At 48.6% G+C, this 12338-nt stretch carries 11 protein-coding genes; 4 read left to right on the top strand and 7 right to left on the bottom strand.

Going from position 1 to position 12338, the window contains the following annotated elements; translation table 11 throughout:
- Positions 1-47 precede the first annotated feature (47 nt).
- Positions 48-1229: an amidohydrolase gene (locus ACFORK_RS18820; protein WP_379201726.1), complete on the bottom strand. Its 1182-nt coding sequence runs from the start codon at positions 1227-1229 to the stop codon at positions 48-50.
- A 238-nt stretch (positions 1230-1467) separates the two neighbouring features.
- Between ACFORK_RS18820 and ACFORK_RS18815 the strand changes: the two genes are divergently transcribed.
- Entirely contained in the window at positions 1468-1815 is a 348-nt protein-coding gene (locus ACFORK_RS18815; protein WP_379201724.1) for a YugN family protein, read from the top strand.
- Positions 1812-3050 (top strand): putative lipid II flippase FtsW, encoded by a 1239-nt coding sequence (ftsW, locus tag ACFORK_RS18810; protein WP_379201722.1) that lies wholly within the window; start codon positions 1812-1814, stop codon positions 3048-3050. The genes ACFORK_RS18815 and ftsW overlap by 4 nt, the downstream gene beginning before the upstream one ends.
- Before the next feature lie 215 nt (positions 3051-3265).
- Here ftsW and ACFORK_RS18805 read toward each other — a convergent pair whose 3' ends face one another.
- On the bottom strand, positions 3266-3631 hold the full coding sequence (locus ACFORK_RS18805; protein WP_379201720.1) for an Asp23/Gls24 family envelope stress response protein: 366 nt from the start codon (positions 3629-3631) through the stop codon (positions 3266-3268).
- A gap of 153 nt (positions 3632-3784) precedes the next feature.
- Here ACFORK_RS18805 and cax point away from each other — a divergent pair, with 153 nt between their 5' ends.
- Positions 3785-4855: a calcium/proton exchanger gene (cax, locus tag ACFORK_RS18800; protein WP_379201718.1), complete on the top strand. Its 1071-nt coding sequence runs from the start codon at positions 3785-3787 to the stop codon at positions 4853-4855.
- Between the two features lie 127 nt (positions 4856-4982).
- Here the strand turns inward: cax and ACFORK_RS18795 are convergent, their stop codons facing one another.
- The 5 genes from ACFORK_RS18795 to ACFORK_RS18775 form a co-directional block, all read right to left on the bottom strand.
- Positions 4983-5273 carry an Fpa/YlaN family protein gene (locus ACFORK_RS18795; RefSeq protein WP_066370804.1) on the bottom strand — a complete coding sequence of 97 codons (291 nt, stop codon included), beginning with the start codon at positions 5271-5273 and terminating at the stop codon, positions 4983-4985.
- Between the two features lie 223 nt (positions 5274-5496).
- On the bottom strand, positions 5497-5742 hold the full coding sequence (locus tag ACFORK_RS18790; protein ID WP_175374537.1) for an HPr family phosphocarrier protein: 246 nt from the start codon (positions 5740-5742) through the stop codon (positions 5497-5499).
- A gap of 102 nt (positions 5743-5844) precedes the next feature.
- On the bottom strand, positions 5845-6960 hold the full coding sequence (locus ACFORK_RS18785) for an aminopeptidase (protein ID WP_379201715.1): 1116 nt from the start codon (positions 6958-6960) through the stop codon (positions 5845-5847).
- A 97-nt stretch (positions 6961-7057) separates the two neighbouring features.
- Positions 7058-7891, bottom strand: coding sequence for a hypothetical protein (locus tag ACFORK_RS18780; protein WP_379201713.1), 834 nt, complete (start codon positions 7889-7891; stop codon positions 7058-7060).
- 1298 nt (positions 7892-9189) lie between these two features.
- A complete protein-coding gene (locus tag ACFORK_RS18775) occupies positions 9190-11163 on the bottom strand; it encodes a sensor domain-containing diguanylate cyclase (RefSeq protein WP_379201711.1) in 1974 nt (657 codons plus the stop codon).
- A gap of 394 nt (positions 11164-11557) precedes the next feature.
- On the opposite strand from ACFORK_RS18775, the gene rpsD reads away from it, so the two are divergent.
- Positions 11558-12157, top strand: a complete 600-nt coding sequence (gene rpsD / locus ACFORK_RS18770; protein WP_066370830.1) for a 30S ribosomal protein S4 — start codon at positions 11558-11560, stop codon at positions 12155-12157.
- The last annotated feature ends 181 nt before the right edge of the window (positions 12158-12338 follow it).

Here is a 12338-nt window from a genome sequence, read left to right as displayed (position 1 = left end):
TAAATCTCGCATAGTTCAGCGATTAGGTTGTCCAGTCGAGGTCAGCATTATGCTTCGGTTGTATCTTTAAGCCGGGAATCCGTCATGGCGATCAGCAGCTTAATGCCGTGCAGCATAGCGTCTTCGTCAAAATTAAAGCGGCTGTGATGATGCGGATATATAGCATCCTTATCGGGATTGCCTGCTCCTACAAACATAAAGCAGCCAGGTATATGATGCAAATAATAGGCAAAATCCTCCGCTGGCATCAATTTCTCCAGCGTCACAACCTGCACTTCTTCACCCAGCGCTCCAGGAGCTGTTGACTTAAATCGGTTGAACTCTTGTTCGTCATTCACTAGCGGCGGGTATCCAGTCATGAACTCAATCTTCGCTTCCGCTCCGTATGTAGCGGCAACAGCCAGTGCTATCTCCTCGATTCTGCGCCGGATCAACTGACGACTCTCATCATCAAAGGTCCGAACCGTCCCTGTTATACGGCACTGCTCCGCAATAATGTTCTGGGCGGTCCCGCCTTGAATGGTGCCCACGGTGACCACAGCCGGGCGCAGCGGATCAACGGATCGGCTAACGATGCTCTGGAGCTGTGTCACCAGAGCTGCTGCCGCAACTATGCTGTCTACAGCACGATGCGGGATGCCGCCATGACCGCCTTTACCGATGATGTTGATGAAGAACTCATCGGTTGACGCCATCAGGGGACCTGGGGCGCTGCCCACTGTCCCGACAGGCAGTGGTGTCCACAGATGCAAGCCGTAGACAGCATCCGCCCCTTCCAGCACGCCTTCGGCAATCATGCCAACAGCCCCGCCAGGACACACTTCTTCAGCAGGCTGGAAGAGGAAGCGGATCTCCCCCTCCACTTCACTGCGCCGGCTGCTGTAGTAGGCTGCTGCTCCTAGTAAAATTGCTGTATGCCCGTCATGACCACAAGCATGCATAACCCCGCTCTTGGTTGAGGCATATTCCACTTTGTTCTCTTCCTGTATCGGTAATGCATCCATATCTGCACGGAGGACAACAATCTTGCCGGGCCGAGCCCCTTTAAGAATCCCTGTCAAGCCGTAACTAGACGTACTTCTTCTAACTTCAATGCCGAAGCCTTCCAGCTTGGCCGCTACGTAAGCCGATGTTTCCTTCTCCTGATACGACAGCTCAGGATGGCTGTGCAGATGACGGCGCCACTCCACCATATCGTTCATCAATGCTTCAACTGTTGGCTGCTTCATGCCTGCTCCATTCCCTTCCTAGACAACCAGCCTTGGCACTAAGATGACAGCGTACTACACACGATCACCTTGCCTAAGCGGCTATATTTCTTCTATTGTAGCAGAAAGCAAAAAAACTGGGTATGTATGGCTAAACCCTGTCTTGCAGAACCTCTGGAAACATACTATCATGAGAATGAACGTCTGTAAGCGGATAAACAAATTAATCATTATACTTTATAAGGGGGATAAGTGCGCTATGATATTTGAGAACACGGGCCTCGTAGGCTTAAGAAGCGACCTTCTCTATCTGGACGAGAGTGCAGAAAAGGCCGGATTCATTCGCTGGCAATGGGAATATTACCGGGCTACATACGACTGCAAGATTGAAGACCGGAAGAACGGCGGAGAATACTTCCTGCGTGTCAACACACGCGCAGTCGAGGGGAAGCTGGAAAAGCCCGATGCGGTTCTCGCCATTGAGGCTGTATACCTTGGCAAAGCAACCTTCCCTCATGGACTAGAATACGAATCACCGGTACCGCAGCCTGTACTGGATATTGCAGCAGAGCGGATCCTTGAATTGAAGCAGCTGCTTGAGGCTTGAGTAACCGTAAGGGAAAGACGAATGCCAAAGTCAACCTGCCCAAAAGAGGAACACCCGACTTCCTGTTATTGATTCTGACCCTGCTGCTTGTCGGCTTCGGACTGATTATGGTCTTCAGCGCAAGCTCCAGTCTTTTCTTCAAAAATGATCCGCTCTACTTTGTTAAACGTCAGATCATCTGGATTGTCTTGGGAATAGTCACTATGTTCGTGACGATGAATATCCACTATAGCAAGTTTAAAAAATGGTATGCACCTATGTTCTTCGTGACTATTGTTCTGCTTCTATTCGTGGCCTTTACCGAACGAATCAACGGCGCAAGTAGCTGGCTTAATATCATGGGACTTGGGATTCAGCCTACCGAGCTTGCCAAAATAACCATTATTCTCTACCTAGCTGCCCTGATTACCAAAAAAGGGGAACGCCTTCGGGATCTCCGCACGGGGTATATACCGGTCATGGTCATAGTTGGTATCGTTGCAGGCTTAATTATGATGCAGCCTGACCTTGGTTCATGCTTGATCCTGGTGGCCACCAGCGGGCTGGTCATCTATGCAGGCGGCGCCAGTATGAAACATATTATGGGCTCGATTGCTCTGCTTGTGCTCGGCGTCGGAATTGTTCTGGGCGCCAAGGCCGCTATTGATTCACTGTCTCCACCTTCCGGTGAAGTCGTCGTCAAGCAGGATTATAAAAAAGGCCGGATCGACGCCTTTCTCGATCCCTTTGAGGTCGCTGAAGGTAGTGGCTTCAATATCCTGCAGTCCCTGACCGCTCTAGGCGAAGGAGGCGTCAGCGGTTCTGGACTTGGACAAAGCGTTCAGAAGCTGCATTACCTCCGCTACCCGCAAACTGACTTTATCTTTGCCGTCATCGGTGAAGAGTTAGGCTTTATTGGAACCTCCATCTTCCTGTTGTTGTACCTATTCTTCTTATGGCGGGGAATCCTGATTGCGCTCAGGTGCACCGATCCATTCGGGACGCTTGTCGGAATCGGAGTGATGGGGATGATCGCCATTCAGGCCTTTGTTAACATCGGTGGTGTGACCAATACGATCCCACTCACCGGTGTAACACTTCCGTTCATCAGCTACGGGGGCTCCTCACTGCTGGTAACCTTGATGGCCATGGGTATCATGCTCAGCATCTCCAGAGAGACCAACCGGCCAGCCAAAGAGGAAGTCACCAAATCTGTAACCACGGTAAGAAAACTCAGAGAAGTCCGCGGTCGCTGATCGTGTGATTACTGATAAACTATCAAGCAACCTCATCAACGAATAAAAAGTGTTCCACAGCTTCGGACAAGCTGGTGGAGCACTTTTTTATATTTAGCGACATTAACATAAGAAAAAGGTCTTCCAAGCCCTATTCGGCTCGAAAGACCCTCTCCTTGGGCGATTATGCCCCTGAACATCTTAATCCTAATTATTGATTCTGATTTTCAGCATTCTTACGAGATTTCGTCATTCTTGAACGCTACGCCTTCAACCTTAACGTTTACTTCAACAATGTGAAGACCTGTCATGCTCTCCACAGCTTCGCGGACGTTCTGTTGCAGCATCCGGCACACTTCGTGAATCGGAGTTTCATAGAGGACGATAATCTTCAAATCGACTGCCGCTTCGAGCTGTCCGACTTCAACGGTAACGCCCTTTTGCACGTTCTTGCCGCTCAGGCGCTTACCCCAGCCTTCCGACAAACCGCCGGACATGGCCGCTATCCCAGGAGTCTCCAAGGCGGCCAGCCCAGCAATTTTCGAGACGACGTCGTTTGAAATCCGTATATTCCCATTTTCCAGTTGAAGTTGTTCTGCCATGCCATATCCCCCCTACACTCAATATCAATTATTGTAATTCCAAAACAGGCTAAAAAGCAAATGACTTTCTCGCATTTCCGTTTACAGAGTGGAACAATTTGGGTATATTGAGTATGAAATCAACATACATACGCAGACTGGAGAGTGCGAGAATTGAAAAAATGGATATCCCCGGTGCTGTTGGTGGTCACTTTCGCCCTCAGCGCCATTGGACATTTTGCGGGCTGGGATCATACGCTGCAGTTCATTCTGTCAGCGGTCGCAGTCGTATTCGTGGCCGGTTTTTTAGGCCGGGCTACCGAAAGTGTGGCCCATTATGCCGGACAACGACTGGGCGGCTTCCTTAACGCCACCTTCGGCAATGCCGCAGAGCTGATCATCGCTTTTTTCCTCGTTAAAGAGGGTCTGTTCGACATGGTTAAGGCCAGCCTCACAGGTTCCATCATCGGTAATCTGCTGCTCGTACTAGGCCTCAGTATTTTTGCCGGGGGCATGAAGCATAAAGTGCAGAATTTCAACGTGACCCTCGCCGGTATGAATGGTTCCTTGATGATTGTCGCCGTCATCGCTCTGTTCGTACCTGCCATGTTCTTCAACACACACTCGATTACAGCAAAAGATACGGATGTCCTTAGTCTCGTAGTTGCTGGAATCCTGATCGTCTCCTACATCGCCTGGCTCTTCTTCTCGATGATCACACATAAGAAGTATTTGGACGATGTCACCGATGATAGGGCGGAAGAACTACCCAATGAGCATCCCCCGGCCTGGTCCAAAGGCAAATCCATTATGTATCTGATTCTTGCCACCGTCATGGTCGCTTTTGTCAGTGAGTGGCTCGTAGGCACATTGGAAGCTTTAACCGAACGCTTCGGCTTTAGTGAGCTGTTCGTGGGCGCCTTCCTGGTCGCGATTATCGGAAATGCTGCGGAACACAGCGCAGCCGTTCTACTCGCCATGAAGAACAAAATCGGCGCAGCGGTGGAAATCGCCGTCGGCAGCAGCCTTCAGGTCGCGCTGTTTGTCGCGCCAGTGCTGATTTTTGCTAGCTATTTCATGGGCAACACCATGGATATTGTGTTCTCCACCATTGAAATTGTGGCGATCGCTGTCGCTGTATTTATCGCCAAGTCCATTACGCAGGACGGTGCCACCAACTGGTATGAGGGATTGCTGCTGCTGGGCGTGTACCTGATTCTTGGCGTTTCCTTCTTTCTGGTATAGAGGACAGGCACTTTAGTTCCACTTATGCAACAAAAAAGCGCACAGGAGGAAATCCCCATTCCCTCGTGTGCGCTTTATCATTTTCGGATAATAATCTTGTCCGATAGAACGGCTGCAACCTATGACCTTAGTTTGCCTTGTTGTTCAGAGCTTCGTACAATACGGCCAGATTACGCTCCAGTTTACTTACCAGCTGCTTACCAGTAAGCTCAGGCACCAGTCCTGCACGGACGGCGAAATCGACCTCTTTGGAGAAACCATACATTTGGGTATCCAGCACTTCCTCATAGAGAGGGCAGTACCGTGTGGCCAGATTCTCCATCTGCACTTCGATGAGCTTCTGAATTTTATCGGCATCTTCTTGTAGAAGAGTGATCGCTTTAAGGTTAAGCTGTTCCTGCAAATCTGATGAAGTCATGCATCTTCCCCCCCATGTCCAAAAGTTACTGCTGCTTTGCCATTTTATTTAATATTAGTCGAAATCGGATGCCAATACAAGAATTCAGTTTGGTATATTCAAAATTCTGCACAATTATATCAAAATAGCCCCGTAAAGTGGAGTTTTCATTTAGCAATATAAGGATAAACATATAAAAAACGCCCCGCCGCTAACGGCAGGACGTCTTTAACCATTCATTATTTTACTCTGCGACTACAGAAAAGTTCAGACCGTGCTTCGCGAATACTTCGCTCATAGCCTTCTTAGCTTCTTCTGCGTCCGTTCCATGGACGTGAAGCTCATAGCTTTGGCTTGAAACCAAAGTAGTGAACAAACCAAGGATACTTTTAACATCAATGTACTTGTTGTCCGCTTGAAGAACGATGGAAGAGTTAAACTGGCTCGCCGTTTGAGCAATTTCCACGATTGCAGCATTGTTACTGGACATAGGAATCCCTCCGAAACTTATTATGAAACTAAGACTTACTAATCCATTCCATGATACCTTGAATCCGCTTACTCGCGCAAGGTATTTTCTTGTTATTACATTTTATTTCAGATTTTCAGGATTCAGACCTTCCAGCTCTGGAATGACAAAAATGCCATCCTTACGGATCAGAACATCATCAAAATAAATTTCTCCGCCGCCGTAATCCGGACGCTGAATCAGCACGAGATCCCAGTGAATGGAGGACCGGTTGCCGTTATCAGTAACGTCGTAGGCCTGACCTGGCGTGAAGTGCAAACTGCCGGCGATCTTCTCATCAAACAGGATGTCCTTCATCGGGTGCAGAATGTACGGGTTGAAGCCGATAGCGAACTCGCCGATATAACGCGCGCCCTCGTCGGAATCGAGAATTTCGTTCAAACGGTCTGTATCGTTACTGGTAGCTTCTACAATTTTACCATTCTCGAAGGTGAACTTCACATTCTCAAACGTAACTCCGTTGTAGATGGAAGCAGCATTGTAGCTGATTGTTCCGTTGACGGAATCGCGAACCGGGGCTGTGTAGACCTCTCCGTCCGGAATATTCTTCTGTCCAGAGCACTTCTCTCCACCGATGCCTTTGATTGAGAAGGTAAGGTCTGTTCCTGGACCCGCAATACGTACCTTGTCGGTTCTTTTCATGAGATCAGCCAGCGCGTCCTGCGCTCTGTCCATCTTGGCATAATCGAGATTGCACACTTCGAAATAGAAGTCCTCGAATGCTTCTGTGCTCGTATTAGCAAGCTGAGCCATGCTGGCATTAGGATAACGCAGAACTACCCATTTGGTGTGCTTAACGCGCTGCTCGCTATGTACCGGGTGCGAATACAGGGAATTGTACAGCTTCATATTTTCTTCAGGCACGTCCGACAAGTCGTTAACGTTCTCGCCGGCACGGATGCCAATATAGCAGTCCATTTGCTTCATGCGGTTCAGATCAATCTCGGCCCAAGTTTGAAGACTTTCACGGGTTGCATATTTCAGCATGCTGCGCAGGACGGTACGGTCAGTCAATTGTACAAAAGCATGGCCTCCGGCTTTACCGACCTCCTCCACAACTGCTTTAATCAAATCTCTTTCATTGCCAATCATTTCGACGAGCACGTTTTCGCCCGGCTGGACGTTTACGGAATAGCCTACCAGGTTTTCCGCCAGCTTTTGAATTCTGGGATCTTTCATTTCTTTCTCTCTTCCTTCCTCTTCCAACATAAATAAGCAAGCTTTACTATTGTAGCACGACCGTTATAGAGCGCAAGGCCCCATGTCATTTGCGGTGTTAATGGTATCCATAGAAGTTGACCTGTACGACTAAAGACTCGTTGTCCCCAGGTTTTTTCCCGTCGGCATAGCTGACAGTTCTGGTCCAGTCCAGCTTGCGGGGCAGATTCTGCTTCTTGTCTACGGTCAAATGATACACAGCCTTTACATTAGCCTTCGCAAGCTGCTGCTTCATCTCTTTGTTCTTCTTCTGCCATAGCGCCTCAATCGCCTTATTCGCCTTAGTTTGATGCGTATTCTTGGTCACTATTCCACTGTTTGCCGGACGGAGCGAATTCATTTCCTGTTCCAGCTCTCTGGAAAGTAACGCCCGCGCTGCTTCTGGGGTCAATTGGATTCGTAATACTCTGGTGCCTCTGGCCGCACCTGTCTCTTCTGTAACTGTTTTGTCTACATCTTTTAACTGGTCCAGTTGGAGAAGTGGATTCAAACGGGGGAGCGGATTATCTTCGTTGTTCCCGGAGGTCGCGGACAGTTCTTGCCACTGGCCCTCCCGCTTCTCCAGCTTGCTGGAATAAGATTTTTCCGCCGAATGGATATGTGTTGTCGCACCAGTTCTCTCCAGCTTCTGAAGACCTTCTGTTGCGGCCGTTTTGGAAGTTCCTTTGTCCGGAAGCAGTGTGTACAGGCTAAGTTGATTATGGTTCTCCACCTTACCTCCATAATACTGACTCAGCGCTGGCTTCGTCTCTCCCTTTCGATGTAACGCCGCTGACCCTTCGAAACTGACCCCATCACTCCCGGCCATCCCGGCCAATGCCAGCGACAAATCCTTTGGTGCTGGTTTATTGTTTACCTCCGTGCAACCACTACCTAGAATACCGGCTAACATCAATGCAATTATTCCGCTATGAGCTATGCTTTTCCTCATGGTCTATATCCTTTCATATTCGAAAGTTGATGGTTATCAGTATTTAGGGTTCTCTCTGCCCTGCGGTCTTATGCCCTCTATATAGGACGAACTTGAGATCTGAACTTTAGATCTGAACTTGAGGCTCGGTCGTCACTACGGTGACGGGAATGGCGAATGCCTGGGTAGAATATGCACTTGGGCGCTGTTTGGACTTCCGGCCGCTGTTGGACCCGCATTTCTTGGGATTGTACCGCTATTCGCGGATAAAATCCGTAGACTGCCAATGCTTCCGATGCCAGCTTTCCTGCGGAAAGCTTTCAGGAGAGCGCTTTCTCTTCTATAGCTCCAAATTTCCCCGTTCGTTCCTTCTCGCGTATTGTTAATTTCTTTTGTTCATCTTACTGGACAGCCAAAAGTTCTTGTCGAACGTAACCTGCTATACATTACAAAAGCAGTGTCTGCCTCATGTGGCTTATACACGAACAGCGTATAAAACGCACTTATCTGAATATGTATTGGGAACTTATTGGGAGCTTAAGCTGAGAAACAGACTGAACTGGGAACTTAACATCTAATCAACGGTTAAAATAACGGCATTTTTGCACCTTATATTGATCGTTTTAGAGTGAAAAAGGAAATTAAGAGCATTTTTGCACCTTATTTCCTCACTTTTCCCTCGAAAGGCACTGTATTGCAAGAATTAACATACAAAAATGCCCTTAATTGAAATTATCCATCCTTTATAGATAAATTAGGGTACAAAAATGCTCTTATTTCTGTATTCACGAGGCTGGAAGCAAACCGACGTTGAGCCAGGCCCCCCTCCCATGTCACTCAAAGGATGGGACAGGGGGACGCAGCTACGAAAGGATCCGGTCAAGCGCTGCTACTGTTGGATCTTGCCTTCTTGTACTGTAGTATTCGAGTTGAACTGTGGCTGATGCATATGACGAGTTGCTGCTGTTGGACCTTGACTTCTTGTGCTGTCGTATTCGAGGCTGCGGCAGCCGATTATTTACGCAAGTCTCTTTCCTCCTGTTTGCTCAGGCACCGGCATGTATCCCTAACGAAAATAATGAAATCCAAGCAGGATACCTCTAATATGGACAAGGATTTGTAGGCTTCTTAGTAATGTAGGCTTCTTAGTAATGTAGGCTTCTTAGTAATGTAGGCTTCTTAGTAATGTAGACCTTTTCACTGTCCAGCACCTTATCCATACAGAATTGTTCCTGAGGCAAAAAAAGAATCCTCGAGGCATCGCCTCAAGGATTCTTCAACTATTCTTCCGATTTCTTCTTGTCCATCACAACCCGATTACGACCGCTGTTCTTCGCATCATACAGGGCCATATCAGCCCGGTAGAACAGGGACTCTACACTGACACGATCATCGGTCCAGCTCCATTCAGCAATGCCACAGGAGACTGTGACAGCTGGCTTGGTCTCTTCCTGCACCCGTTTACGGATACGCTCAGCGACATAAGCCGCCTGCTGCACGCCAAGCTGGGGGAGATAGACCGCCAACTCTTCACCGCCCCACCGGGCAGCAATATCGCCTTGGCGAATCGAGGATTTCACGATGTCGCTAACCTGCTTCAGAATCTTGTCACCCTGCTGATGTCCATAGGTATCATTCACCATTTTGAATTGGTCGATATCCACCACGATCAGCGTTCCGCAGAAGTCGGTGGTCTGCCTCTCCTGAATCACTTCGTCCAGGTAATGCCGGGCATACAGGCCGGTCAAGGTATCACGATTCGCCAGGCGCCGCACCTCGGCATGCAGCCGAGCGTTACCCACTGCAAGCCCAATATGGCCCGCCATGGCTTGTAGCAATCTGTAGTTATCGTAGGAAAAATAATGAGCATCACGGTGTGACAGCATAATAGCACCGCGAATTTCTCCGCCAACATACAGCGGGGTCGCAATAAGAGACTGTGAGCAGGTAGCCTCCATCAGCTTGGAGTTAACCTTCGAATTCTCCAGATAATCTGACAGAATCAGCGACTCCCCAGTAGAATACACATGTCCGCCGAGTCCTCCCCCTACTTCCAAGATCTCATTCAGCAGTCGTGTATAGTTGCAGGCAATCACTTCAAGACCGCCCCGCTTTTCATTTAAATGCATGATGCAGCAGTAATCCGCCTCGAACATATCCAGCAATTCCTCGAGTGCAAATTGGAAAATGTCCCCGAGCCGCAGGCTCTGGTTTAACCGCGTTGTAAGTTCATTGCTCATACGCAGCTCACGAATGAGTTGATTTGACCGTTCATAGAGTTTGGCGTTCTCAAAGGCCGTTCCGGCCGTATCTGCCACCATGGAGAGAAACCGCACGTCAACATCGGGGAAATCCGGGTTATCGAGTACCATATGAAATACGCCATATACCCCTTGCTTTCCACCGAGCGGAAGACCTATCTCTACATAACGCCCGCCCTCACCGCTTGTATGAATAGCTACCTTGCCGTCTTTAAAGGCAATAGCGCACACATCATCGCTCGACCAGACCGGCGGCAGCGGCTTCACCTGCGGGTGGCTGGTCCTATGATCCTGTGACATGAACAACTCCAGACGTGCACCCGGATACATAGCGCAGATACTGTTGATCACCTCGCTCAGCACTGCATCAACATCAATATTGTCATGCATCCGCTGGACGATCTGAAACAACAGGGAACGCCGGTTGCTCTCCCGCTCTGCGTGCATGTGAACCCCTGCCAGGTCGGATACGAACACATGCTCAAACTGGTGGTAAAAGCAAGTCCGGTAATGCTGCGCCATGGCTTCAGCTATATGCCTGCCCCCGGCTTCATATTGTTCTGTCGACATCGTACAGCCAAGCAAAGCGAAAATCTCCCCGCGAGTACGTGTAACCACCGGGATCGTCAGGATAACCCTTTCTACCCCATCCTCCTCGATGGAGAGGAGCTCAGGCTGTCTGGAGGCAAGACTGAGCCTTCCTGTCTCCTCCCAAACTGCTCTCAGACGCTCCTGTTCTTCATTTATATCTTCTATCCATTTGGCTTCAAAATTCAGGACACACCATTCCCACGAAGCGGCAAATGGCAGAATAGCTTGTCCTCCCTGCCACTCATGAAAGCTATCGACAATCAGATCGGCTATATAAGGGAGATCGTGGTATACGATGTCTGTTTCCCTCAGCCAGGCGGCAGGATCTTGCGAATCTCCGCTTGATTGCACAGTGTCCTGTAAGAGCATACGATTGCGACCGCATGCTTCTTGTTCTGACATAAAGAGAATCCCCTTTGCTAATCATTTAAAATACGCACTTTCCGGTAACTTCTAAGTGGTTATATTTTACTCTCTTTTTCCCGGTAATGCATTATATTTTCCATAATTCCGGGATTTTTGTTAGGACCAAAGAACTATCGACAAAGATTGACAAATTCACTTTTAATCTCTACTTGACTTTACCTGTTATTTTCATATAATATTTATTGTTGAACAAGACTGTAATGGTCTTTTACTTGGGCGTAAGGTTGTGTCACCCTCACGCTTATCGTTACTGTCAGGGCAGCGGCTGAACTTCCCCGGCAGTGTGGACCTATTAACCTCCACTGAATACGTTAAGCGGCGCAAATAGGCCCTAACCTGAAATTTCAATTATAAAGGAGTCTACTTTAACATGGCACGTTACACCGGACCTAAATTCAAACTCAGCCGCCGTCTGGGCATTTCCCTTAGCGGTACAGGCAAAGACCTGAAACGCCCTTTCCCACCAGGACAACACGGCGCTAACCAACGTAGAAAAGTAAGTAACTACGGAATGCAGCTTTTGGAAAAACAAAAACTGCGTCACATGTACGGCTTGGGCGAAAAGCAATTTAAAACTCTTTTCACCAAAGCACAAAAGCTTCCAGGTATCGCGGGCGAAAACTTCATGTTCTTGCTTGAAAGCCGCCTGGACAACCTCGTTTACCGTCTTGGTTTTGCTAACTCCCGTGCTGGTGCACGTCAGTTGGTATCCCACGGTCACGTAACTGTTAACGGCAAAAAAGTTGACATCGCTTCTTACCGTCTGGAACTGGGCGACGTAATTGGTCTTCGTGAAAGAAGCCAAGGCTTGACTTCCATCAAGGAAGCTCTTGCTAACCGTTCCCACCTTCCTGGTTACCTGGAATATTCCGACGCTTCTTTCGAAGGTAAATTCATTCGTTTGCCAGAGCGTGCTGAACTGTCCCAGGATATCGATGAGAAACAAATCGTCGAGTTCTACAACCGTTAATATTTCGCTTACGGCGAGTATGCTGAAAGCCTCCGGATTTATCCGGGGGCTTTTTGTTATATTAGGGCACCCAACCGTTCCTATATTTTTCGCACAATCCTTATTTTGGGATCCTGTCCGCTTCTTGGTGCGCCTCCCTCTAGTTCGTAACCTCGAATTTTGGATTAGCAAATTAAGCTTC

This window comes from Paenibacillus sp. GCM10012306 (assembly GCF_042649265.1).
Classification (GTDB): Bacteria; Bacillota; Bacilli; order Paenibacillales; family Paenibacillaceae; genus Paenibacillus_AQ.
This window is presented reverse-complemented; position numbering and strand designations above follow the sequence as displayed.